This window comes from Acidobacteriota bacterium (assembly GCA_026393755.1).
In the GTDB taxonomy this organism is placed as follows: domain Bacteria; phylum Acidobacteriota; class Vicinamibacteria; order Vicinamibacterales; family JAKQTR01; genus JBAXOX01.
The window spans coordinates 64,313-89,196 of the sequence record JAPKZO010000025.1 but is presented as its reverse complement, the minus strand read 5'-3'; the positions used below and the strand labels follow the sequence as shown (position 1 = coordinate 89,196).

The window sequence follows — 24,884 nt, the reverse complement described above, 5'->3', positions numbered from 1 at the left end:
GTGTGCGGCCGGAAGGCACGAAGTGAGAGGTCAGACTTACGGCGCCCGCGAGACCATCACGGTTTCGGCCACGCGTCTTCCGTCGGACTCGATGAACCGCACCTTGACCTTGTGTCCGACGTGCGCGGCAATCGCACTGGCGGGAAGGACGCGGGACCCCGCATGCACGGAGGCCTTGTCGGCGAGGACGAATCTCTCGACCACGTTGTCAACCTTGACGGTCAACACTCGGGTCTTGACGTTGTATCCCGAGAGCGTGCCCACGACGGCATTCTCCGTCCCGGCGCGGGCCTGCGCCCAGACTTCGCGGCCGGCCGGCCGGACCACGCCGATCACCATCACGGCAGACGCGGCGCCGGTCACCACGATTCGCAGCAGGGGGGCGCTGATAGACCACGACACGTCCCAAGCTACAACAAGGATCGTGCCAGTGTCGCCCTCGACCGATTGAATACGATAACTGCTGGCTGGTCATTCTGTTAGCTGGCTTGTGACGCGATGACGCCTGACGCCGATTTGACGCACGACCGCCCCAGTGTGGCGACAATCCCGTGGCGGCGCTCGCTGCGCGTCCGCGTGGCCGTCTTCGTCGCGGTGTCGGTCGCTGCCGTAATCAGCGTCACCACGTACGTTGAGCTCAGGCAATTCGAACGGGTTGTCGAGAGCGACATCCGGGAAGCCGGACGCCTCACGGCCATGGCGGTGGCCGACGACCTTGAACTGCGCGAAGGCCCTCTTCAGCCGGACGGACTGGCCCGCTACCTTCACGAGTTCATTGACGCGGCTCCTGAGATTCGCAGCGTATCGGTTGTGACGATGAACGGGAACGTCCCGTCCCTGTTCGCGAGCACGTCTGCCGCACCCGCCGATCAGGTTCTAGAAGCCGCCCGCGTGGCCTTCGAACGTCGGGACCTCGTCTGGGGATCCGAGGCGGGCGCCGTGCGCATCCTGGCCACACCCCTGAAACGAGACGGCCGTCTGTTCGGGTCGATCGCGGTATCGGTGTCGTTTGCCTCGCTGGACCGACTGCGCACCACTGGCCGCGCCCTGGCCTTCTGGGCTACGCTGGTCGCCTGGGCGATTCTCTTCATTCTGATTGAACTGCTCGCCCGCTCGTTCATCCTCCGTCCCATTCACCGGATCCACGAGACCATGCGAGAGGCCGGAGAAGGTCGAATGTCGGTCAGGGTTCCCGTCAGACGACAGGATGAACTTGGTGCGGTCTCGGTCGGTCTCAACCAGATGCTGGTCCAGATCGAGACCCTGCACGGCTCGCTCAACCGGCGCGTGACCGAGGCCACCAACGAACTGCAAGCGCGGAACCGTGAACTCGTGGAGATGTACCAACAGATGTTCCTCCTGCGAGAGCAACTTGGCCGCGCCCAGCAACTGGCGGCGGTCGGCGAAACGGCGTCTGTGGTCGCCCACCAGGTCGGCACTCCCCTGAACCTCATCTCGGGGCACATCCAGGTGCTCATCGAGGAGCAGGGACCGGAGTCGCCGATCACCAGACGCCTTCAAGTCGCCGAGGAGCAGATCCGGAAGGTGACGGCGACGGTCAGGGGGCTGCTGGCGCGGTCGCGCCACGCGTTGGAGCGCGAAACGGTCGACCTCGCCGCGCTGATCCGGCGGGTGTGCACCCTGGTTCAGCCCGCGCTGGAGCCGGCCGGCGTTGCGCTCGCGCTCGACTGCGAGGAGGTGCCAGGTGTTCAGGCCGACGCGGTCCAGCTGGAGCTGGCTCTGCTCAATCTCATCAGCAACGCGCTCGATGCGATGCCCTCCGGAGGCCGACTGACGGTGTCGGTTCGCGCGTTGGCTGCGTCGGTCGCGATCGAGATTGGCGACACGGGAAGCGGGATCGACCCCGACCTCATCGACCGCATTTTCGATCCCTGGGTGACGACCAAGGCCGAGGGGCGTGGCACAGGCCTCGGCCTCAGCATCACCCGCAGTGTCGTCACCGAACATGGCGGAACCATCCGGGTTCGAACGACGCCCGGCACTGGCTCGGTCTTCACGGTTGAATTGCCCATCGGCGCACCTGCCGTCCAGTAGCGAGCCGGACATGCCAGAGATTCTCATCGTCGATGACGACCGGGACACCTGCCAGTTCATTGTCGAGCTGCTGTCGGCGCCGGGCCGCGAGGTGTCGTATGAATCCGACCCCCAGGCGGCGCTGGAGCGCGCATCGCGACAACCGTTCGACGCGGTAATTTCCGACATCAATTTGAATGCCGCGCAGTCCGGGCTCGACATTCTGAAGGCGGCCAAGAGCGCCAATTCGAGGTGTCAAGTGGTGCTGATCAGCGGCTTCGGCACGCTCGAAACCGCGATCGAAGCCGTGCGCGCCGGCGCCTTCGACTACATCAGCAAGCCGTTCAACATTGCACAGATCAAGTCGGTGGTCGAGCGGGCCCTCACGCAGGCGGCCTCGCCCGAGGAGCGCCCGCGAGACGCGCGCGAGACGCCCACCGGCCTGATCGGACGCTCGGCCGGCATGCTCGACGTCTATAAGCAGATTGCGCACGCGGCCAACGCGGCGGCGCCGGTCCTGATCGTTGGCGAGAGCGGAACGGGCAAGGAACTGGTCGCCAAAGCCATTCACGTCAACGGCCGGCGGGCAGGCCGTCCGTTTGTGGCGGTCAACTGCGGGGCGATCACCGAAACGCTCCTTGAATCGGAGCTGTTCGGGCACATGCGCGGATCCTTTACCGGTGCCGTCGCCGACGCGAAGGGCCTGCTCGAACAGGCCCACGGCGGCACGGTGTTCTTCGACGAGGTCGGCGAGACGTCGGCCGCGCTGCAGGTGAAGCTGCTGCGCGCGCTTGAGGAGGGTGAGATCCGGCCGGTCGGCGCCACCCGAGTCGTCAAGATTGACGTCCGAGTCGTCGCCGCTACCAACGTCGACCTCGAGCAGGCCGTGGCCGCGGGACGATTCAGACAGGATCTGTACTACCGGCTGAGCGTGGTGGTGATCCGGATTCCGCCGCTTCGCGATCGCCGTGGTGACATCCCGCTGCTCGTCGACGAATTCCTGCGCACCTCCTGCGCCCGCGCCGGACGCGAACGGAGGCTCTCGGCGGGTGCCCTCGAGATGTGTGTCAACTACTCCTGGCCGGGGAACGTCCGCGAACTCGAGAACACCATCGAGCGCCTGGTGCTGTTCAGTCCGGGCACGGTGGTCGACGTGGAAGACCTGCCCTCGACCCTGGGCGGCAGGTCCCCCGGAGTCGAACAGCGGATCTTCGCCGATTTGCCGACGCTCGACGAAATCGAGCGCCGCTACTTGGTTCATGTGCTCGACAGCGTCAAGGGCAACCGGACACGTGCGGCAGAAGTGATGGGGATCGATCGCCGGACCCTGTACCGGATGGCTGAGCGATTCGGCATTGACCTCAAGGACGAACCCGGGCGATCGTAGGGTCACGAGCGAAGGTGAGCCGGTGATGCGATTGCCGGGTGTCTGAGGGTCTGGAGCCACCGTGGAATTCAAGGACTACTACGCCACGCTTGGAGTGACCAAGTCGTCGACCGGCAAGGAAATCAAGCAGGCGTACCGGAAGCTGGCCCGCAAGTTCCATCCGGACGTGAACCCGGGAGACAAGGCCTCCGAGACGCGGTTCAAGCAGGTCAACGAGGCGTACGAGGTACTCGGGGACCCCGCGAAGCGCCGCAAGTATGACGAACTCGGCGCCAACTGGCGCCAGTACGAGCAGGCCGAACGACAGGGGGCGGCCTCCCCGTTCGGCGGTGCTGACTGGGGGTTTGGCGAAGGCACGACGAGCGGACGCGCACGCATGATGACCGAGGAGGAGATGCGCCAGGCCTTCGGGGAAGCCGATCCCTTCTCCGATTTCTTCCATGCGTTCTTCGGCGGCAAGCCCGAGGCGTCGGCGTCGTCGCCACGGCAGGGACGCACTGTCAGAGCCCGGCGGGGGCGCGACATGGAACAGGATCTCGATTTGACGCTCGAACACGCCTGTCACGGCGTCACGCGCCGGCTCACCATCAAGCACGACGGGCATGCCCGCACCGTGGATGTGCGCATCCCGCCGGGTGTGGGTGACGGCTCTCGCGTGCGCGTGGCCGGCGAAGGCGAGCACGGCGCCGGCTCGGCCGCCTCGGGTGATCTGTTCCTGCGGGTCCATGTCCAGCCGCACAAGCGATTCGAACGCAAAGGTCGGGACCTGCACACCGTCATCCACGTGGCGGTGACGACGGCCGTCCTGGGCGGCGAGGCCGAAGTGGTGTCGATAGACGGCCACGCGCTCCGACTGAAGATCCCGCCCTGTACGCAGAATGGGCAGGTCTTCAGACTGAAAGGCCACGGCATGCCGACCGTGGGAAAGCCTGATGACCGCGGTGACGTCTACGCCACCGTGGCGGTTCGGCTTCCAAGCTCACTGACGCCCGAACAGCGCGCACTTTACGAGAAACTCGCGCCCCTGGAGGACGCTCCGACAATCGCGTCAGACGACGAGGCATAAATGGCATTGAATCGCTTTACCGAGAAGGCGCAGGAAGCCATCCTCGGAGCACAGCAGTCGGCCGAACAGGCCGATCATCCACAGGTTGAGCCTGAACACCTGCTGACCTCACTTGTCGAGCAGGCCGACGGCGTCGTGCCGGACGTGCTGCGCCAGATCGGCGTCGATCCGCGGCAGGTGGCCGCCACCCTTCACGCAGCACTCGGGCGACTGCCGCAGGCCCACGGCGGCGCGACCAGAGGAATCTCTCCCAGACTTCAGAGCGTGCTGGCGGCCGCTCAGCGCGAAGCAGAGCAGATGAAGGACGAGTACGTCAGCACCGAGCACCTGCTGCTTGCGGTGGCCGGTGAGTCCGGGCGGACCGACGCCGCCAAGGTCCTGAAGACGGTCGGCGCCTCGCGCGAACGGATTCTGGAGGTCCTCCAGACCATCCGCGGATCGCAACGAGTCACCGACCAGAATCCGGAGGGCAAGTACCAGGCGCTGCAGCGCTACGGCCGGGATCTGACGGAACTGGCGCGCGCCGGCAAGCTCGATCCGGTCATCGGGCGAGACGACGAGGTACGCCGGGTGATCCAGGTGCTGTCACGGCGCACGAAGAACAACCCTGTGCTGATCGGCGAGCCCGGCGTCGGCAAGACCGCGATTGTCGAGGGGCTGGCCCAGCGCATCATCCGAGGCGACGTGCCGGAGGGGCTGAAGAACAAGCGCATTGTCGGGCTCGACATGGGGGCGCTGGTCGCCGGGGCGAAGTACCGGGGCGAATTCGAGGAACGCCTGAAGGCGGTGCTCAAGGAAATCACCGACTCCCAGGGCCAGGTGGTGTTGTTCATCGACGAGCTGCATACCGTGGTCGGGGCGGGCGCCGCCGAAGGCTCCATCGACGCGTCGAACATGCTCAAGCCGATGCTGGCCCGCGGCGAGCTGCACACGATCGGGGCGACGACGCTCGACGAATATCGTCGGTACATCGAGAAGGACGCCGCGCTCGAACGCCGTTTTCAGCCGGTCATGGTCGTCGAGCCGAGCGTCGAGGACACGATCAGCATCCTGCGCGGTTTACGCGAACGGTACGAGATTCACCATGGCGTCAGGCTCAAGGACTCCGCCCTGGTGGCAGCCGCCGTCCTGTCGCACCGATATATCGCCGATCGCTTCATGCCCGACAAAGCGATCGATCTGGTGGACGAAGCCGCCTCCAAGCTGCGCATGGAAATCGACTCGATGCCCGCCGAGCTCGACGAAATCGAGCGACGCATCATGCAGCTGGAGATGGAAGCACAGGCTCTGCGGAAGGAGACCGATGCGCCCTCGGTCGATCGGCTCTCCAGGCTTGAACGCGAACTGGCGGACCTGAAGGAGTCGCGCGATCAGCTTCGAACGCACTGGTCGCAGGAGAAAGACGCCATCCAGGCGGCGCGTTCCCAGAAACAGGAACTCGAACGCCTCCGCCACGACATCGAAGCCGCTCAGCGTTCGGGTGACTTCGCCGCCGCGTCCGAACTTCAATACGGTCGTGTCCCCGAAGCCGAGCGTCGCATCCGGCAGGCGGAGGAGCGGCTGGCGGACCTGCAGCGCGACGCGAAGATGCTCAAGGAAGAGGTGGACGAGGAGGATATTGCCGAGGTCGTCGGCAAGTGGACGGGCATCCCGGTCAGCCGCCTCATGGAAGGCGAAGTCGAGAAGCTCGTCAGGATGGAAGCCCGACTGCATCAGCGCGTCGTCGGGCAGGACGAGGCGATCACCGCCGTCTCGAACGCGATCCGCCGCGCGCGCGCCGGCCTGCAGGATCCTCGTCGCCCGCTCGGCAGCTTCCTGTTTCTTGGCCCGACCGGCGTCGGCAAGACCGAGTTGGCTCGCGCACTCGCCGAGTTCCTCTTTGATGACGAACAGTCGATGATCCGGATCGACATGTCGGAGTACCAGGAGAAACACACGGTGTCGCGGATGCTCGGGGCGCCTCCCGGATACGTCGGCTACGAGGAGGCCGGCCAGCTGACTGAGGCGGTGCGGCGGCGTCCGTACGCGGTCGTACTGCTGGACGAAATCGAGAAGGCGCACGCCGAGGTACTCAACGTCCTGCTGCAACTGCTTGATGATGGGCGGCTCACCGATGGCAAGGGCCGCACGGTGGATTTCAAGAACTGCGTCGTCATCATGACGTCGAACATCGGCAGTCAGTTCATCGCCGATCGGCCGGGGAGCGCCGACGAAGATCTCGAAGAGGACACGCGCCGGCTCGTTATGGATGCGCTCCGCGGGCACTTCAGGCCGGAATTCCTGAACCGGGTGGACGAAATTGTGTTTTTCCACGGACTCAGCCGGGCCCACCTGCTCGAGATTGTGGACATCCAGCTGCGCGGCCTCGTGCAGCGGCTCGAGCGCCGGAAGATCAGACTGGCGCTGACCGACAAGGCGCGGCACCTGATCGTCGAGGAGGGTTTCGATCCGTCCTACGGCGCCCGCCCGCTCAAGCGTACGATTCAGCGGAAACTGCTCGACCCTCTCGCGCTCCAGATTCTGGAGGGGCGATTCAGCGACGGCGACACCATCCGGGTCGAGGCTGCAGGAGACGATCTGGCATTCTCTCCGTCCGCGCCATCCGACGCAGCGCTCCCTGATTGACGGGGTTTTGCGCGCTGAGTAACATGTCTCTCTCCGGTCAGCCAAGCCGATATGTGGTCTGAGTATCCGGGCCCCCGATCCAATTACGATGGAGGAAGCATGGACTATAGACGTGTACTTCTGGCGTTGCTCTGCGTCGTCACCATTCCGGCGGTCACGTTCGGTCAGCAGACCGGCGGGATCGTCGGCAAGGTGATCGGCACGGACAAGCTGGTCATCCCCGGGGTGACGGTCGAGGCGCGCTCCAACGTGCTGCCGGGCCCCAGGGTCACGGTCACCGGCAGTGTGGGCGAGTTCCGTCTCCCTGCCCTTCCTCCTGGCGAGTACACCTTGACCTTTGACCTGTCGGGCATGGCCAAGGTCACCAAGCAGGTCCAGGTCCAGCTTGCGCAGGACGCGACGCTCAATGTCACGATGAGCGTGGGCGGCGTCACGGAAACCGTCACGGTGACGGCCGCAACGGTACCGGTCGTCGACAGAACCTCGACGGCGATCAAGAGCGGTGTCTCGGCAGAGACGATTCGGTCTTTGCCGACGGGCCAGGAATACCGCGATCTGATCAAGCTGATTCCGGGTGTGCAGTTGACGCAGGATGGCACGCGCGGGCCGAGCGCCGGGGGCAGCGGTCAGGACAACGTCTACAAGTTCGACGGCGTCAATGTGACGATGCCGCTGTTCGGCACGCTGTCGGCCGAGCCTGCCTCGTATGACATCGCCGAGGTCACCACCATCAAGGGCGGCGCCAAGGCCGTGGACTTTGAACGGTCGGGCGGATTCTCGGTTGACTCGGTCAGCAAGTCTGGAACCAGCAGGTACTCCGGGCAGGTCAGCTACCAATTCCAGACCGCCAGCATGGCGGCGAAAGTGCAGAACAACAGTCTCTCAAAGTACAGCCAGGGCCTCAGTTGGTTGACGGCCAATGTCGGCGGGCCGGTGATTCCGAACCACGCGTTCTTTTATGGTTCGTACTACCGGCCGCAGCGAGATCGCGCGAACCGGGCGAACCTGTACGGCAATCTGCCCGATTACAACAGCACGCGCAATGAGGGATTCGGGAAGCTGACGTTGACCCCGACGAACTCCATTCTGCTGAACGGCAGCTACCGCTACTCACACCGGCTCGATAAGAGCGATCTGTTCGGACAGGCCTCCACGGCGACCACCGGAACCGGCTACGAGTCCTGGCAGCGCATTGCGACGGCGGATGGTTCCTGGATCATCAACTCGAGGAGTTTCGCGTCCTTCAAGTACACCCACTACGAGAATCCGAATCAGGGCCGGCCCGACAACGTGTCGACCGCGGTGGTCAACACGGCGATTGGCACCCGGATCGACCCGAACAGCCTCGACACGCTCGGTCTGTTCTCTGTGCCGAACACGATTAGTGGACAGGACGCGTACAACGCTTTCGTCCAGCCCCTCATCGATCGGTATGGCTACACCTCAAGCGCCGGCGTCAAGACCGGCAGCGGCACCGTCGGGTTCGGGACGCTGTTCGACAAGGACGACTTCTTCCGCAATTCCTGGCAGGTCGCCTACAACCTGAATCTCGGCTCGACCATCAGCCACGACATCCACGTCGGTTATCAGCGCTACACGGATTCCGAGGATCTGCTGCGAAGTTCAAACGGCTGGGGCTCAATCACGGCGCCCGGCGGGCGATCGAGCTTCAGCGGTACGCCGATCTACTTCCAGGCGGCGTTCCAGCAGCAGACCACGGGAGCGATCCCGCCTATCCACTCGTCGTACTGGTCGCAGAGCGTGGAGGTCAACGACACGATCCGCTATAAGAACTGGTCGTTCAATCTGGGCCTGCTCGCCAGCAATGATCGGCTGTATGGCCAGGGTCTGAAGGAGGATTCGAGCGCATTGTCCGGATACGTCGGGTCCCCGGGCACGATCTATAAGATGTACGAAATTCCGTTCAAGAAGATGCTCCAGCCGCGCATCGGCGCGACGTGGGCGTACAACGGGCAGGACACGATTTACGCCAGTTTCGCGACCTACGCGCCGGCAGCGAGTTCACTGCCCCGTGCCGCGTCGTGGGCCCGCAACCTCGCGACGACCATCAACGCGTACTTCGACTCAACCGGGACGCTGTTCGCCACCGCCCCAGTGAAGAGCTCGTCAGGCAAGCTGTTTGTTTCAGACATGACGCCCAGGACCACAACCGAATATCTGCTTGGCACATCCAGGCAGATCAACCCGCACCTGACCGGGCGCGCATACTTCCGCTACCGCTATGCCAACCACTTCTGGGAAGACACCAACAATACCGCGCGTCTGGTGTTGGGGATGCCCGCGGGTTGGGGACCCTCAGCGCTCTACATCCCCGACCTGACTGCACGCACAACCCAGATCGGCAGCGGGTCGAGTTACGTGATCGCTGAACTCGACAGGGCCTACACGAAGTACTACGAGGCGACGGTGGAGTCCGAGTACCGCAGCGACCGCCTGTATGTCCGCGGGTCGTATACCTTCAGCAAGTACTACGGCAACTTCGACCAGGACAACACCACCGCCGGAACCTCCAACGACAGCAACATCTTCATCGGCTCGTCGAATATCGGTGACGATGCCGGGCGCCAGCTGTGGAACCTCAAGGAGGGTCGGCTGCACGGTGATCGCCCGCACTCACTGAAGGTCTACGCCTACTACCAGTTGCCCTGGAAGGCGAGCTTCGGGGCGTTTGCCCTGGCGCAGTCCGGTCAGCCGTGGGAAATGACCAACTACGAGCTGTACACGGCGATCATGATCAGCCCCAGCACCAGCGACACGAATCGCTATGCCGAGCCGGCTGGTTCGCGGAGAACCCCCGCGTGGTACCAGCTCGACCTCAACTACACACAGAATCTGGCGATCAGGGGGCCTTACAAGCTTCAGCTGGCCGTCGACCTCTATAACGTCTTCAACACGCAGACCGGCTACAACTACGTCGCCAGCTCGCACAGCTCGTTGTTTGGGACGCCGGCCTCCTTCCTGAGTCCGCGACGCATCCAGGTGTCGGCGCGATTCCAGTTCTAGCAGCGGCAGACAGGCAGAAACAGCTCGGGCCCGGGGACTCGTTCCCCGGGCCCTTCTTGTTGGGGCCGGGCTGTCCGCCTCCGCGCGTAGCGCCGCGGCGAGACCTCGACGAGAAGTCACTCCCGGAGTCGTTTCGCCCCGGTTGACCGGAGGCAGCAATTGTTGATATATATGCATATCTACATATGCGAGCGCCAAACACGGATCTGCAGATCTTCAAGGCGGAGTTCTTCCGCGCGCTCGCCCATCCGGTCCGCATCCGCCTGCTCGAGGAACTGCGCGGCGGCGACCGCAGTGTCCAGGAACTGCAGGAGGCACTGAGCCTCGACCAGCCGTCCGTGTCCCAGCAGCTTGCGGTGCTGCGCGCCAAGAACCTCGTCACGGCCAGCAAGTCCGGCGCCTCGGTCCGGTACGCGGTTCGCGACCCCCTCATCCACGACATGCTCGCCACCGCCCGCGCGATCTTCAATAATCGGCTGGTCGATACGCAGACGATGCTCAAGGAACTCAGGCGAGAAGTGCGCCGCATCGTATGAAGCTGTTTCAGAAGATCTGGCGCGTGGGCACCGTGACCGAGCCGCTGCCCGAGGGCGACTGCGATGCCATCATCCTCGTCCGGCAGGTCGATGCCCGATCTCAGCGGCTGCTCGGCCGGGCGGTCGGCATCCGGCACGTGGACGCCGGCTCGTGCAATGGCTGCGAAATTGAAATCTCGGGCCTGCTCGGCCCCGTCTACGACCTCGAGCGCTTCGGTCTCCATTTTGTCGCCTCGCCACGCCATGCAGATCTTCTGCTGGTCACGGGTCCGGTGACGCGCAACATGGAAATCCCGCTCCGCAAGACGTACGAGGCCACACCCGATCCGAAACTGGTCGTCGCCGTCGGCGACTGCGCACGCGACTGCGGCGTGTTCGCAGGCAGTTATGCGGTCGTCGGCGCGGTGGCTGAGGTCGTTCCTGTTGATGTGATCGTGGCAGGATGTCCGCCATCACCGGCCGACATCCTGCGCGGCATTCTCGTGGCGCTCGGCCGGCTGGAGTTGCCGGCGCGGACCGCGCCCTCCGGTCTGGCCGGCGCGAGTCCCTCAGCGAGCCCGCGATGACCGCCGCCTTCCTGTTCCCGCTCTTCTGGATGATGGTGGCCGGTTACGGCATCGCCGCCGCCGGCCTGGTGATGCCCACCCGGCGGCTGGTGCGTGCGGTCACCGCGATCGGATCGGTGACGGGCGGAGCGGCGGGACTCACGCTGGCGTGTCTCGTGTTGTGGACCGACGCCTCACTGATGCTCGCTGCCCCATCGATGCTGACGATCGCCGGCGGCTGGATGATTCGTCTCGATCGACTGGGCGCACTCTTCCTCGCGCTCATCTCTGGCGTCGCCATCCCGGCAGGCGTTTACGCCGCAAGTTACACCGCGTCGTACGAGGACCGCTACTCAACACGCTGGATGGCGTTCAATTTCGGCACCTTCCTGCTCAGCATGAGCCTGGTAGCCGCTGCGGCCAACGCGGTGACCTTCCTGCTCTGCTGGGAACTGATGGCGGTGAGCTCGTTCTTTCTGGTGGTCACCGAGCACGATCGTGAGGAGTCGGTGCGCGCGGGATTGTGGTATCTCGCGATGACCCACGCGGGATTGCTGGCGCTGCTGGGCGCGTTCTTCCTGCTCGGCCCGGGCGACCCCGCCGTCACCGGCTGGACCTTCGAGGCCATGCGCAGCGCGGCGCCGCAGTTATCCTCCAGCACGCGGAACGCGATCTTCGTGCTGGCCCTGCTCGGGTTCGGGTCGAAAGCCGGCATGGTGCCGTTTCACGTGTGGCTGCCACGCGCGCATCCAGCGGCTCCCAGCCACGTGTCAGCACTGATGTCGGCCGCCATGGTGAAGCTCGGCATCTACGGCCTCCTGCGAATCGGCCTCGACGTGCTCGGGGGCGGGCCGTCGTGGTGGGGCACGCTGCTCATCGTGCTCGGGGCAGCCTCGGCGCTCACTGGCGTGCTCTACGCCCTGGTGGCTGACGATCTCAAGAAGCTGCTCGCGTACTCCACGGTGGAAAACATCGGCCTCGTGCTGCTGGGCGTCGGAGCGGGATTTCTTTTTCTGAGCCTGTCTCAGCCGCACGCGGCCATGCTCGCGATGGCCGCCGCGCTTCTGCACGTGATCAACCACGCCGCGTTCAAAGGCACGCTCTTTCTGAGCGCCGGCTCGATCGTCCACGCGACCGGCACGCGCGACATGAACCTGATGGGCGGGCTCGTCACACGCACGCCATGGACGGCGGCGACCTTTCTGGTCGGCGCGATGGCGATCGCCGCGTTGCCGCCGCTTAATGGCTTCGTCAGCGAATGGCTGCTCTTCCAGTCGTTTCTGCCCGGCGTCACCAGCTCGCAGGCCGCGATCGCCGGCCTGCTCACCCTGGGCGTCGGCGCACTCGCGTTGACCGGCGGCCTGGCGGCTGCGACGTTTGTCAAGGCGTTCGGCATCTCGTGCCTCGCCATCCCGCGATCGACCGAGGCTGCTCACGCTCACGAGAGTCCGCGCTCGATGCGCTTCGGCATGGTCCTGATGGCCGCCTCCTGCCCGTTGCTCGCGTTCGCGACGATTCCCGTGCTGACCACCATCACCGGTGCCCTCGCCGGTCTCGGGGGACTCGCGTGGACGGCGCCGGCGTTCCACCTGGGTGTCACGCTCCGCACGCCGAACGGCATGGCGGCGATGTCGCCTGCGGCGATTGGCGTCGTGCTGGTGGCCGCGCTGACAGGCATCTGGATCGTCGTGCGCGTTGTGGCACGACCGAGGGTGCGCGTCGGTGACACGTGGGGCTGCGGCCGCATCGGCCAGACGCCCAGGATGGAATACACCTCCACCGCGTTTGCCGAGCCGCTGCGCCGCGTGTTCGATCAGCTGTATCGGCCCAACGAGGACCGGGCGGTGGGCGTCGTGCGGCCGGAGTCGCCGTACTACATTCAATCGATGACGTACCAGACGACGATCCATCCGTGGTTCCAGCGAACGCTCTACGACCCGCTGATTGAGGGGGTGGAGCAGGTGGCAGGGTGGGCGCGGCGGATGCAGTCGGGATCGGTCAACGCCTATCTCGGCTACATCGTGTTCGTGCTCGTCGTGCTGCTGGTCTGGGTAATCGGGTTCTGAGGCGCGGAGGTTGTGGTGTTCAATGCAACCGGTGTCGTGATCGAAATCGCGCAGGCGCTGCTGGGCCTCGCGGTGGCGCCCGCTCTGGTGGGTCTCGTTGGCTGGGTGAAGGCCCGGCTGCAAAACCGGCGCGGTGCCCCCATCTGGCAGCCGTACGCGGAACTGCGCAAGCTGTTCGGCAAAGAGAGCGTCGTGTCGTCCAACGCGTCGTGGGTGTTTCGCACGGCGCCGTACGTCGTCTTCGGCAGCACGGTTGTGGTGGCTCTACTGGTCCCCGTGCTCGTTACGCCCCTGCCGTTCAACCAGGTCGCCGACCTGTTTGCGCTGGTCTACCTCCTGATGCTCGGCACGTTCGCCCTCGCGCTGGGCGGCCTCGATCCGGGCACGGCATTCGGCGGCATGGGCAGCAGCCGCGAGATGACCATCGCCGCGCTCAGCGAACCGGCGATCGCCCTGGCCATTCTGTCGCTTGCGCTCGGCGCCGGATCGACCAATCTCGGCGAGATCGCCGCGCGCACGATTGCCCACCCGACCGTTGCGCTCAGCCCGGGCCACATTCTCGCCTTCGCGGCGCTCTTCATCGTCATGCTCGCTGAGGCCGGACGCCTGCCGGTGGACAACCCGGCGACCCATTTGGAGTTGACGATGATCCACGAGGCCATGATTTTGGAATACTCGGGCCCCCTGCTCGCCCTGGTGGAGTGGGCGTCGTGGCTCAAACTCACCGTGTTCCTGACGCTGGCCGCCAACCTGTTCGTGCCGTGGGGGCTGGCTACCTCGCTCGCGCCGTCGGCGCTCGCGATCGCGTTCGTCACTCTCCTGGCGAAACTCGTGGTGCTCGCGATCCTGCTGGCGATCTTTGAAACGCGGGTCGCGAAGCTCAGGCTGTTTCGCGTGCCCGAACTGCTGGCGATGTCCTTTGTGCTTGGCCTGCTGGCCGTCACGTCGTCATTTTCGTTGAGGTAACGCCAGGTGGATGGACTCTTCTCACAGGTCGCGGTGCTGGGCTCGAGTGGCGTGCTGCTCTGCGCCATCGCCATCCTGTGGCGTCATGGCGTCAGCGGCTACATTTCCGCGTTCCAGTTGCAGTCGAACGTACTGGCGGTGCTGACCGCCGCGGTGGCCTACTTCGGGCATGACCACGACCTGTACTGGGTCGCGGCGATGATGATTGCCGTCAAGGGCGTGGCCATTCCACGGCTGCTTACGCGCCTCGCGCACCGTGTCGGCCAGACGCACGATAGCGAACCGATCGTGAACGCCGCGACGTCGCTGATTATCAGCGGCCTGCTGATCCTGCTCGCCTACACGGCCGCACGACCGCTGCAGGCCCTGTCGGCCGCACCGACACGCGCAGGCATCCCGCTCGCGATCGGCCTTATCTTTGTCAGCCTGTTCGTGATTGTCAGTCGGAAGCAGGCCATTTCGCAGGTGATCGGCTTTCTGATGCTGGAGAACGGGATTGCCCTGCTCGCCGTGCTCGCCACCTACGGGGTGCCGCTGGTGGTGGAACTGGGCGTGTTTCTCGATGCGCTGATGGGGTTTCTCGTGATGCAGATTGTGCTGTACGACATCCACGACACGTTCAACACCATCGACGTGGATGTTCTGAAGAGGCTGAAGCACTGACGTGATGCAAACCCTGCTGCTGTCTGCGCTCGTTGGCCCCTTCGTCCTCTCGGCGGTACTGGCCGCCATCGGCGCGGGTGATCGCCGCGTTGTCGGCTGGATTGTCGGCATCGGCCGCGCGATCTCGGTCTCTGCGGCGTTCGCGCTGGTGGCCTTCGCCATGGGCGGCCCACCGAAGCCGCTCGGCACAGCACGCCTGTTTCGCGTGGACGCGCTCTCGGCACTGGTCGCGTGCTGTGTCGCCGTCGTGGGAGCGATTGGTCTGTCGTTCGGGCCCGGCGCGCCGGGATCCGTGCACGACACCCCGGCCATGCGCCGTGTGTTCCAGGCGTATGGCAACGTGTTCGTGCTGGCGATGCTGCTGGCGGTCACCGTCAATAGCGTGGCGTTGATGTGGGTCGCCATCGAGGCCACGACCATTGCCTCGGCGCTGCTGGTGCCCCTCCATCGATCGAAGGCGTCGGTGGAGGCCTCGTGGAAGTACCTCCTAATCGGATCGGTCGGCATCGCGCTGGCGTTCGCCGGCACTGTGCTGGCCTACTTTGATTTCGTCACGATCACAGGACTTCGGCAGACCGCGCTGGGTTGGCCGCTCCTGATGGACAAGGCGCCGGCGCTTGACCCGGGCCTCTTGCGCCTGGCGTTTGTCTTCCTGCTCGTCGGGTATGGCACCAAGGCCGGTCTGGCACCCATGCACACGTGGCTGCCCGATGCGCACTCGGAAGCCCCAGCCCCTCTTTCCGCGATGATGTCTGGCGTGCTGCTCGCGGTGGCGCAATACGCGATTCTGCGCTGGAAGGCAGTGGTTGACTCCACGCCGGGTGGCGCGGCGTTCACGAGCCAGGTACTGCTCGCCATCGGCCTGTTCTCGCTGCTGATTGGCGCGTTGAGCCTGGTCCGCCAGCGGAGCTACAAACGGCTGCTCGCCTACTCGAGCGTCGAGCACAGCGGCCTGATCTGTCTGGGATTCGCATTTGGACCGGCGGGCGTGTTCGCGTCGCTCCTGCACATGATCAATCACGCGCTCGCCAAGTCGAGCAGTTTCCTGCTCGCTGGACGGATTCTCGGGCGGTATGGGTCGACCGAGATCGCCGATGTGAGGGGTCTGATGCGGACCATGCCCGCCACCGGCACCCTGTTCGCGGCCGGCGTGATGGCGTTGATGGGACTGCCGCCGTTCGGTCTGTTCGTCTCGGAGTTCCTGCTGTTCCGCGCGGGATTTCTATCGGGGCACATCTGGGAGACGGGAGTGGCACTCGTCATCGCAGGCATCGGGTTCGTCGGCCTCGCCTCGCACCTGCTCCGCATGCTGTATGGCACCCCACCCGATGGCGTGGTATCGGGTGAACGCGACACTTGGGCGCTTGTGCCGATCGTGGTGTCGGTGGCGGCGCTGGTCGTTCTGGGCCTCTTTCTGCCTCACGCGGTCACGACGTTGCTCGGCCGCATCGTCGAAGGGATGCCGGGATGAGTGAACTGACGCACGTGGTCGGCGGCCTGAGAAACGTCGCGACACTCTGCGCCCTGAGGGACGTCCGCACACCGCGCCCCAGAGAGGTGCACGCGCTGGCCGATTCCGCGGACATGCCGGCGGTGACAACCGCGCTGCAGACCGAGTTCGGGGCTGCGCTGGTGCTGATGGCGGCCGAGGATCGGCGCGCGCGCGACGGCGTCTTTCGCGTGCACTACCTCTTTGCACATCACGGGGAGAACTGGTTTGCGCATATCACGACGCTCGTCGATGGCGCCAACCCGGGCGTGGCCTCATGCGCAATGAGCTGTTATCCGGCATCCCGGTTCGAACGCGAAATGTGGGACCTGATGGGGATCGTGCCGCTCGATCATCCCGACCCGCGCCCCCTCACCCGCCACGGGTTCTGGCCCGAGCAGTACTTCCCTCTGCGCAAGAACGCCATCGTGCCGGCGTTTGCCGACGACGGCCGGGCGTTTCCGTTCGGGGAGGTCGGAGGCCCTGGGGTGTACGAGATTCCGGTGGGCCCCGTGCACGCGGGCATCATCGAGCCGGGGCACTTCCGTTTCAGCGCCGTCGGCGAGACGATTATCGACGTCAAGCAGCGGCTGTTCTTCACCCATAAAGGTACCGAGAAGTTGTTCGAGGGACGCCGGCCCGAAGACGGTGTCGTGCTGGCGGAACGCGTCTCCGGGGATACCACCATCGGTCACGCGTTGGCGTTCTGCGAGGCTGTCGAAGGTGCGGCAGGCGTCGCCGTTCCCCCTCGCGCTGCGCACCTGCGGGCCGTCCTGCTCGAGATGGAGCGCGTGTACAACCACGTGACCGACTTCGGGATGATCATCAGCGACACCGGCTACGCCGTGGCGCAATCCCAGTGCTACCGAATCCGGGAACGACTGCTGCGGCTGAATGGGCGGCTGACCGGCAACCGCCTGCTGCGTGGCGGAGTTATCGCGGGCGGCGTCGCCTGCGATGTGCTGGCACCTGGCGCGGACGCCGCCGACGCCGGGACGGCGCCCGGCAAGAGCGGAATCACCGGCACGACGCTTCGCCAGGAGATCGCGCAGTCCGTGCGGGATTTTCTCGAGGTCGTGGACGTCTGCCTCGAGAATTCCCTGGTGACCGATCGGCTCAATCGGGCCGGAGTGCTCGATGCGACGATAGGCCGCGATCATGGCGTGCGTGGGTACGTGGCGCGCGGATCCGGCATCGACGTCGATGTGCGGCGCGATCATCCACGGCCGCCGTATGACAGATTAGTGCTGCAAGTGCCGGTCGAACAGACCGGCGACGTGCGCGCACGCGCCATGATTCGCGTCGCCGAGGTGAAAGAATCGGCCCGGCTGATCCACGTGCTGCTCGAATCACTGCCCGCCGGACCGCTCTCCGTACCGCTCAGCGCCCTGCCACCCTACGAACCGGCGTTCGCGCTGGTCGAAGGCTGGCGCGGCTGCATCGTGCACTGGGTGATGGCTGGCGACGATGGCCGACTGCACCGCGTCAAGATCGTCGACCCGTCATTTCTCAACTGGCCCGCGCTCTCCCGGGCGCTGGTGGACAATATCGTTCCCGACTTCCCTCTCTGCAACAAGTCGTTCAACCTGTCGTACTCGGGCAACGACCTTTAGTCCGCCGCACTGGGCGGCGTGGTCCGGGCGGCCTGGCGCCTCTCTTCGCGTCCCCGCTCACGCAGGCCCGTCAGAACATACTTCAAGCCCTGCTCGATCGATCGGTGACGTGGCGCTTCGCTCCGCGTCCCCGCTCACGCAAGCCGGCAAAGCGCACCTTGCCGGGACCCGTCGCCGGTCTGACGTTTGCGCTCTTCGCGCAGCCAGTCCTGGCCCTCGCGGTGCGTTTTGCGAACTGACGCTCATCGGCTTGGTTCGAGGGGCCGCTACGGCGAATCGCCGTGTCACCTCATTCCCTGCCGGTCGAAGCCCTTGTTCGAGAGGCCGCGTCGAGAGTCGGCAGCCCGCCAGCAGATCGTGATCACTCCGGGAGAGATCACCCCCGCGCGTACACAACAAGGGCCACCGCGAGAGTGGCCCTTGCCGGCGCACCAGACGTCCTCATCTACGGCTGCTTCTGTCCGAAGCCTACCGTGTAGTGCCAAATCTGGTTGCCGTCACGGGGGCCCTCCCAGACCACCGTCTGACCCGGTCCCGCTTCGGTCCAATCCCACACCTCGAAGTAAATCCCCGTCTTTATCCTCTTCGTGCTCGGCAGAGTGCCGCCGAGGATCAGTCGGTTTCCAACGACATACGCCCGGTTAATTGAGCTACGATCGGTAAAGGTACGCTTCCACGTCGCGCCAGACGGTCGCGATCCGTCGGTCTCCGGTTTCCAGATCTCCAGATCGTTGTACGAGACGCGGTTGTAGAGCACGATCTGATCGGTTTCAACGGTCACAAGCTTCCCTACGGCGATCCTTGGTCCGAGAACTGTGGTCCATCCCAAGTCCCAATTGGCATTTAGCGTGAGCGTCAGTTCTTTGGTTGTGAGGTTTCTTGATGCAAGAAACGACATGACGCGCTGACTGTAGCCGCTGATCGGGTGCTTGTTCGTCCATCCTGCCAGCCAGATCTCATCCTTTCCGTCACTATCGGTCTCGGCCAGATGCAGGGACTTGTCGTACCCCACGCAGAAATCTGGAAGGCCGTTGCCACTTACCGGACCGAGGATGGCCAGGTCCTCGAACTTCACCCACGCCTGAAGATCGAGCGCCTTGCTGAACACCAGCAGATAGGTTCTGGATTCCCCCTGCCCGCCGTCAGGATAGACCCAATAGTTTCCGGTGGTAATGATCTCGCTGTTCCCTTCACCGTCGATGTCTCCAACCGCCAGGCTGCGCCCAGTAAACTGCGCATCCATCGGCGTGCCGAGCTCTGTCTCCCCTACATCCTGCAGCGCCGCTTGCGCGTCTACCGTCCACTTCTTCTTCCCCGCGGAATCATCAACAAGACTGAACACAAACAGGTGGCTCTGCGTCCGAAGGATCATCTCATCCCGATTGTCTCCGTCCAGATCCCGTCCGACGAGCTCTGGGGAAACAAGGTCGCCCTGTGCCCATTGCATGGGATCGCACTTGCCCGAATATGTCTCTCCCGCTGGGTTCTGTTTGTAAGCCACCAGGAACACGTAGTGAGTTCCAGCCGCGTCGGCACACGCTCCGGGGATGACCACTTCGCTGTCGCCTTCGCCGTCGACGTCCGCGAGTGCCACATCCAATACTGCGCTGCTCCCACTCTGAGTCCAAATCGGCCCAGCGAGTGAGGAGGCGCCGACTTCCCAAGCCCTGAGTTGGTTTTGTATTTCCGTCGTGACGATGTTCAGGCCATCGCTGAGAACCAGAGGCACCGGGGGGGGAGGAGGCGGCGCCGGCTTGCCGCCCTTCTGGGCGAATACGACCGTCCCGGCCATCATCAGGAGAATGAGCAGTACGAATTTGATTACTCGATGCAAAGAAATCACGAGTGGCTCCTTTCGTTAGATCGAATAGGGGCTGGTTCAGTAACGGTTGCGATCATTCCTCATGCTTCCGGACTGGCGTCTTCTGGTCCGTTACCGCTGGTGCCAGGTTCTCAAGCGTCCACACCTCCGGGAGAAACGACTGGGACAGGGCAAACGCCACCTGTCTGCCGTCGGGACGCACCGCCAGGTCCCGAATCTTGCCTGCCATGAATGCCACTTGCTCGCGCGGCGACCCATCGAGCGGAATTTTCCACACCAGATCCACGTCGGGATCCTCAGAGCTCAGAACACTAAATAGATACTTGTTGCCGGGTGCGAACGTCACGCTTAGGAAGACTATCGGCGACTCGACGCGCGCAAGTTCTCTGGCCGAACTCCCGTCTCTCGCCGCGATGACGAGTCGAGCCGTCCCGGTGCCGCCACTCGCAGGAACCAGCCGGAGGGCCACCCACGTTCGGTCGGAAGTCGTACTGAAGACGTATGCCCGCTCGCCCTCCTGCCCCTTGTAAATTTCCGTTTCCTTTCCATCGGCATCCCGGACGACCACGCGCGCGAACCGGGTCTTCGCATCATAGGGGTATCGAATCACCGCGCCGCTGGCGGTTGCCTCGCCAAGTACGCGTCCTGTGTCCGGATCGAAACGCCATGTCACGGCCTTCTTGTCCGCGTTGACGCCCCGGGCGCGAAGTTCCTTGCCCTCGCAACACCAGGTGAGCGGCAGCGCGGAGTAGATGGAGGCGCCAAGCTTCAGCTTGTGGACCGTCCCGTCGTCGAACGCCTTGATGCAGAGCGTGTCTACAAAGGTTGGCCCGCCGCTGCCGAGGGCCATTCCGCAGTGATACGCCAGGAATCTGCCATCCGGGGACCACACGGGACCAAAGGATCGGCCGATGTTCAAGGAATCGACGTGGACGGGGCCCGAACGGAGTTGACCGGAATCGAGATCCAGATCCGCCAGGTAGACATCGGTCAGGTGGCGGTAGCGCGAGAAGAAGAACGTGCCGGTCCGCGAAATCCCAAGCGGCGTCATCTTGCCAAGGTCTCGCTGCACAAGCACCGGGCCACCCGCCAACTGTCCGGTCGCGATCCCTGCGCGAAACAGATCAGTCGTACCGCTCTGGTCGCTGGTGAAATACAGGGCCTTGCCGTCCGGCGACCAGCCACACACGGTCTTCGCCCCCTCTCCGGTCGCCACCACGGCCTCACCCGGCGCACCGACGGGCACGACGACGATGTTGGAACCTGTCGATTGAGCCGCCTGAAAGTCATACGCCAGAAACCGTCCGTCGGGCGACAGGGCAACGCGACCGATGATCTCCTTACGTTCAGACCGATTGAGCACCTTCAGGGAACCGTCCTTCAGCGAGAGGCTCGATATCGCTCCGACCGTGTAGTCAAGAAGGACAATCGAATCTCCATCGGGCGCCCAGCACAAGATGTTCAGCCGCTCGCGAGTAAACACGACCTTGTCGGAGGAGGACCTCAATTCGAACACGTGCAGTTCGTACAACGACGCGTCGCGGTTTCTCCAGACGTAAGCAACGCGGCCGCCGTCTGGTGAATAGAGGATCCCAGTGTCGTTCATCTCGAGTGTTGTCGGATCGGCCTTCGTGATCCGACGGAACTGGCCGTTTCGCAGATCCTGAATGACGACGTCCCCGGATCGAGCGTCGCGCAACGCGACAAAGCGGCCATCTGGAGACGGCGGTCCAGCCATGTCCGCTTTCACCGTCAGAGGCACCTGCTTGAGCGTAGGACCGGCGATCGGGCGCGGGAAACCCTCCAGCAGCGCTCGGAGACGTTTGAGGGCTTCGGCGGCGACATCTTTCTGATCCGAATACCGGCTCAGGACAACTTCGTAGGCGGCGCGTGCCTCAGTTCTTCCAAGTCTCTCGTGGCAGATGCCGACCATCAGTTGTGCCCTGGCGGCCATCGCGCGGCTGACGCCGGGTGTGGCAAGGACCTTCTGATACCCCTTGATGGCCTCGACGTAGTTTCCCTCGACGTCCTGCAGATGCTGCGCTGCCCCCATCAGCGTGTCGGCGGACGCCCCCTGCCGGGGGGTGCCCCCGAGAACGGTGGAAAAGCACACGAGGAGCAGTCCTGAGCACACCGCGGAACGCATGAGAGCGACCCTCCTGGGTCGACGGGGCATAGACTATCGCAATCTCGTCCGCGCGACTGTCAAGACTGTTACCAATCGCACCTTGTTCGGCATCAGACGACGATTCCGCCCGCGGCCGAGTCGTAACAACCGCAAGCGGCGTCGCCCAACGGCAATGTGTCTTGAGACTACCCGTCGAACCGATAGCCAAAGCCGCGCACAGTGCTGATTCGCTCACCGCCATCGCGGCGGTGACCAATCTTCGCTCGAAGGTTGTTCACGTGGGTGTAGATTACGCGTTCGGAGAGCGCATAGTCCTTCCCCCAGACCGCATCGACCATCTGCTGGAGCGTCACCACTTCGCCGCGGCGGTGCACGAGCGCTGACAACAGTTTGAACTCGATGGCGGTCAGCCCGAGCGAACTCCCGTCAATCGTGCCTTCGAAGCGGCGGAAATCGATTCGGAAGCCGTCCGACTCGTAGGGATCGGCGGCGGCGCCGATCCCTTCCACCGATCGACGGAGCAACGCCTTGATGCGCGCCAACAGCTCCCGCTGGCCGAATGGCTTCGTGATGTAGTCATCGGCCCCCAACTCCAGCCCTGTCACCTTGTCAGACTCCTGCCCCTTCGCTGTGAGAATGATCGTGGGCGTTCGCAACCCCGACTCGTGAAGCGACCGGCAGACCGCGAGACCGTTCTTACCGGGCAACATCAGGTCGAGCAGGATGAGGTCGAACGTGCCACTGCGCGCTCGAGATTCTGCCACCAGGCCGTCCCCGACCACCTCCACTTCGTAGCCCTCGAGTTCGAGGTTGTCACGAAGACCGGCGGCAATCACCCGCTCGTCCTCCACGACCAAGATCCGGGTCATGCGACTCTCCCGATGCAAATAGTGAACGTGCTTCCCTGGCCGGGGCAGCTATGTACAGACAGCTGTCCCCCATGCGCCGAGACGACTTCGTGCACGAGGCTCAAGCCGAGGCCCGTTCCGGCGACAGCCTGCACGGCCTTGGCGCGCCCTCGATAGAATCGTTCGAACAGATGGGGTCGGTCGGCCTCCTCGATCCCGATGCCCTTGTCGCGGACGTGGATTGAGATCTGCTTGCCATCACTTTCAGCGTCGATCCATGCCGTCCTCGTTTCCGGGGAGTACTTGATCGCGTTGTCAATCAGGTTGCCAATTGCGCGCTCGAGCGCGTCGCGGTCGATTTCAACCCGGGGAAGGCCGTCCGGAATCGACGAGACTATCGACGCCCCGGCCATCGCCGGCGAGCGGCGGAGCCGGTCGACCATATCGCACAGCCAGGACGTCGTGTCGACCTCCTCAAAGGGACGCGTACCCTGTCCCTCTTTGATTCGCGCGAACCCAAGGACGTTCTCGACCATGGCCGACAGGCGGTCCACCTCTTCGAGAATCATCCCGTAGTATTCGGCCTTCCGCCCTTCAGTCGGCACGCGCCCAGCGCCGAGCATTTCGGTCAACTGGCGGATGCCGGTCAGTGGGGACCGGAACTGATGTGACACGGCAGACGCGAAGTCCGACTTGAGACGAGCGACCTCGAACTGTTCTTGGAGCGTACGGACGCTGGTGACGACACCGAACCCGATCGACAACACCATCAGAAGAAGCATGGCGATGTACAGCCGCTGACTCCGCTGGAGATTGTGGCGCATGACGTCGATGTTGCGGGGCCGGGCTTCTAGACGCCACGAACTGCCCTGCACCAGCACGTCGACCCTCCCCGCTTCGCCGATAAGCCGTGGTGCAACATCAGCCGCCGGAAACACCTGCTTCCCGTCTTGCGTCGCGAGAGACAGCCCGATTTCAGTCAGTCCAGCCGACGAGAACGCGTGCGGCAGAATCGACGAAGAGACGTACGAAGACGAGACGGCGAGCGCCTGGACCGGCTGTTCCGCCGCGCGGGCGCGCCAGAAGACGAAGATGGCGCCTTCGGACACCGACGGGCGACCAGGTGTGCTCCCGCCCCCGGCACGCACATCCTTCACCAACTGCTCGACGGCGTCGGTCAACGCCTGCTTGTTCTTCTCGATCGTCGCCAGGCGCGACACCTCCTCCCGCCTTGCGGCAGGCGCTTGCGCGAGCCATTCCCTGGCCCGCGCGGAGTAGAAGGAATATCTGGTCCGTTCAATCATCCACGTGCCAGCAACCAGATCGCCGTAGAGGCGCAAGGTCGCGTTCGAAGCCTCGTCCGGCGGGCCTGACCGCTGGAGCATCGAGCAGAGTCCCCAGCGGCCAACCAGGTCCGCTGGCAACGAACCCATGAGGCCGCCGGTCAGCCGACTCAGTTCTCGATACGCCCGGCTGGCGTCTGTCTCGCGGCCCGTCGCCTCCGCCAGTTGAGCCTCTCGCTGCAGTAGCCAAGGGCGTGCGGCCGTGCCATGGTCCACTTCCAGCAATTTCCGGTAGGGGTCGCGACGCGACGTCCCGCTCAGTTCGCGGCTGACTGCATCGGCCCGCAACACGGAGAGCGGTGGGTCGGCGACTTCACGGCCGGCCGAAAGCAAATGCAGCACTTGAACAGGGGGCTCGACCGTCAGCGTTTGCGGGGTGAACGTGACGACAACAGCAGCACCCGGCGTTGTCAGTGCTTCGCGAAGGCGTGGTGAAACCGACTTGAGATCGATAGGGCCGACAGGCCAGTCATTGATTCCCTGCTGCCACCAGTCGAGTTCCTGACGCAACTCGCCAGCGGCTCTCCGCGTTGCGTCATCGAGCATTCGAGCGATTTGTGCTTCGGCACCCGTCCGTTCCTGGCCGATGGTGTGGAGACCGGCAATCGCCAGGGCGATCGCTGGCAACAGCACCGCCGCCACGAACGTGACCAGCGCGCGTGTTTGACTCGACGCGCCTCGCAAGATTCTCAGCATCGGCCGATGTTCCCGCATATGTCGCCCGACGGG

General features: G+C 64.4%; 17 protein-coding genes. 12 read left to right on the top strand and 5 right to left on the bottom strand.

Going from position 1 to position 24,884, the window contains the following annotated elements; translation table 11 throughout:
* Positions 1-36 precede the first annotated feature (36 nt).
* Positions 37-402: a hypothetical protein gene (locus NTV05_10270; protein MCX6544782.1), complete on the bottom strand. Its 366-nt coding sequence runs from the start codon at positions 400-402 to the stop codon at positions 37-39.
* Between the two features lie 96 nt (positions 403-498).
* Here NTV05_10270 and NTV05_10265 point away from each other — a divergent pair, with 96 nt between their 5' ends.
* The 12 genes from NTV05_10265 to NTV05_10210 all read left to right on the top strand — a co-directional run bounded on the left by NTV05_10265 (position 499) and on the right by NTV05_10210 (position 18,014).
* Complete coding sequence (locus tag NTV05_10265) at positions 499-2,055, top strand: ATP-binding protein (protein ID MCX6544781.1); 1,557 nt, start codon at positions 499-501, stop codon at positions 2,053-2,055.
* A 10-nt stretch (positions 2,056-2,065) separates the two neighbouring features.
* Complete coding sequence (locus NTV05_10260; protein ID MCX6544780.1) at positions 2,066-3,421, top strand: sigma-54 dependent transcriptional regulator; 1,356 nt, start codon at positions 2,066-2,068, stop codon at positions 3,419-3,421.
* A gap of 61 nt (positions 3,422-3,482) precedes the next feature.
* Positions 3,483-4,487: a J domain-containing protein gene (locus tag NTV05_10255; GenBank protein ID MCX6544779.1), complete on the top strand. Its 1,005-nt coding sequence runs from the start codon at positions 3,483-3,485 to the stop codon at positions 4,485-4,487.
* Positions 4,488-7,112 carry an ATP-dependent chaperone ClpB gene (gene clpB, locus NTV05_10250; protein ID MCX6544778.1) on the top strand — a complete coding sequence of 875 codons (2,625 nt, stop codon included), beginning with the start codon at positions 4,488-4,490 and terminating at the stop codon, positions 7,110-7,112. It abuts the gene before it with no gap.
* 99 nt (positions 7,113-7,211) lie between these two features.
* Positions 7,212-10,136, top strand: a complete 2,925-nt coding sequence (locus tag NTV05_10245; protein ID MCX6544777.1) for a carboxypeptidase-like regulatory domain-containing protein — start codon at positions 7,212-7,214, stop codon at positions 10,134-10,136.
* A 185-nt stretch (positions 10,137-10,321) separates the two neighbouring features.
* Positions 10,322-10,672 (top strand): metalloregulator ArsR/SmtB family transcription factor, encoded by a 351-nt coding sequence (locus NTV05_10240; protein ID MCX6544776.1) that lies wholly within the window; start codon positions 10,322-10,324, stop codon positions 10,670-10,672.
* Positions 10,669-11,238, top strand: coding sequence for an NADH-quinone oxidoreductase subunit NuoB (nuoB, locus tag NTV05_10235; GenBank protein MCX6544775.1), 570 nt, complete (start codon positions 10,669-10,671; stop codon positions 11,236-11,238). The genes NTV05_10240 and nuoB overlap by 4 nt, the downstream gene beginning before the upstream one ends.
* Positions 11,235-13,283: a proton-conducting transporter membrane subunit gene (locus tag NTV05_10230; protein ID MCX6544774.1), complete on the top strand. Its 2,049-nt coding sequence runs from the start codon at positions 11,235-11,237 to the stop codon at positions 13,281-13,283. The genes nuoB and NTV05_10230 overlap by 4 nt, the downstream gene beginning before the upstream one ends.
* Positions 13,284-13,298: 15 nt before the next feature.
* On the top strand, positions 13,299-14,249 hold the full coding sequence (locus tag NTV05_10225; GenBank protein MCX6544773.1) for a respiratory chain complex I subunit 1 family protein: 951 nt from the start codon (positions 13,299-13,301) through the stop codon (positions 14,247-14,249).
* Positions 14,250-14,255: 6 nt separating this feature from the next.
* Positions 14,256-14,912 (top strand): hypothetical protein, encoded by a 657-nt coding sequence (locus NTV05_10220; GenBank protein ID MCX6544772.1) that lies wholly within the window; start codon positions 14,256-14,258, stop codon positions 14,910-14,912.
* A 4-nt stretch (positions 14,913-14,916) separates the two neighbouring features.
* On the top strand, positions 14,917-16,383 hold the full coding sequence (locus NTV05_10215) for a proton-conducting transporter membrane subunit (GenBank protein MCX6544771.1): 1,467 nt from the start codon (positions 14,917-14,919) through the stop codon (positions 16,381-16,383).
* On the top strand, positions 16,380-18,014 hold the full coding sequence (locus NTV05_10210; GenBank protein MCX6544770.1) for an NADH-quinone oxidoreductase subunit C: 1,635 nt from the start codon (positions 16,380-16,382) through the stop codon (positions 18,012-18,014). The genes NTV05_10215 and NTV05_10210 overlap by 4 nt, the downstream gene beginning before the upstream one ends.
* Positions 18,015-18,459: 445 nt before the next feature.
* Here NTV05_10210 and NTV05_10205 read toward each other — a convergent pair whose 3' ends face one another.
* The 4 genes from NTV05_10205 to NTV05_10190 all read right to left on the bottom strand — a co-directional run bounded on the left by NTV05_10205 (position 18,460) and on the right by NTV05_10190 (position 24,851).
* Positions 18,460-19,857, bottom strand: coding sequence for a hypothetical protein (locus tag NTV05_10205; protein ID MCX6544769.1), 1,398 nt, complete (start codon positions 19,855-19,857; stop codon positions 18,460-18,462).
* Positions 19,858-19,909: 52 nt separating this feature from the next.
* The gene (locus NTV05_10200; protein ID MCX6544768.1) at positions 19,910-21,982 is read right to left on the bottom strand and encodes a hypothetical protein; all 2,073 of its coding nucleotides are present in this window, start codon (positions 21,980-21,982) and stop codon (positions 19,910-19,912) included.
* Positions 21,983-22,149: 167 nt separating this feature from the next.
* Positions 22,150-22,833, bottom strand: a complete 684-nt coding sequence (locus tag NTV05_10195) for a response regulator transcription factor (GenBank protein ID MCX6544767.1) — start codon at positions 22,831-22,833, stop codon at positions 22,150-22,152.
* Positions 22,830-24,851, bottom strand: a complete 2,022-nt coding sequence (locus NTV05_10190; GenBank protein MCX6544766.1) for a HAMP domain-containing sensor histidine kinase — start codon at positions 24,849-24,851, stop codon at positions 22,830-22,832. The genes NTV05_10195 and NTV05_10190 overlap by 4 nt, the downstream gene beginning before the upstream one ends.
* Positions 24,852-24,884 lie beyond the last annotated feature (33 nt).

Excerpts from the sequence above, each read along its gene's own strand:
- NTV05_10265 (MCX6544781.1), top strand. The coding sequence starts at position 499 with ATGACGCCTGACGCCGATTTGACGCACGACCGCCCCAGTGTGGCGACA.
- NTV05_10260 (MCX6544780.1), top strand. The coding sequence starts at position 2,066 with ATGCCAGAGATTCTCATCGTCGATGACGACCGGGACACCTGCCAGTTC.
- clpB (MCX6544778.1), top strand. The coding sequence starts at position 4,488 with ATGGCATTGAATCGCTTTACCGAGAAGGCGCAGGAAGCCATCCTCGGA.
- NTV05_10245 (MCX6544777.1), top strand. The coding sequence starts at position 7,212 with ATGGACTATAGACGTGTACTTCTGGCGTTGCTCTGCGTCGTCACCATT.
- NTV05_10240 (MCX6544776.1), top strand. The coding sequence starts at position 10,322 with ATGCGAGCGCCAAACACGGATCTGCAGATCTTCAAGGCGGAGTTCTTC.
- nuoB (MCX6544775.1), top strand. The coding sequence starts at position 10,669 with ATGAAGCTGTTTCAGAAGATCTGGCGCGTGGGCACCGTGACCGAGCCG.
- NTV05_10230 (MCX6544774.1), top strand. The coding sequence starts at position 11,235 with ATGACCGCCGCCTTCCTGTTCCCGCTCTTCTGGATGATGGTGGCCGGT.
- NTV05_10215 (MCX6544771.1), top strand. The coding sequence starts at position 14,917 with ATGCAAACCCTGCTGCTGTCTGCGCTCGTTGGCCCCTTCGTCCTCTCG.
- NTV05_10210 (MCX6544770.1), top strand. The coding sequence starts at position 16,380 with ATGAGTGAACTGACGCACGTGGTCGGCGGCCTGAGAAACGTCGCGACA.
- NTV05_10200 (MCX6544768.1), bottom strand. The coding sequence starts at position 21,982 with ATGCGTTCCGCGGTGTGCTCAGGACTGCTCCTCGTGTGCTTTTCCACC.
- NTV05_10195 (MCX6544767.1), bottom strand. The coding sequence starts at position 22,833 with ATGACCCGGATCTTGGTCGTGGAGGACGAGCGGGTGATTGCCGCCGGT.
- NTV05_10190 (MCX6544766.1), bottom strand. The coding sequence starts at position 24,851 with ATGCTGAGAATCTTGCGAGGCGCGTCGAGTCAAACACGCGCGCTGGTC.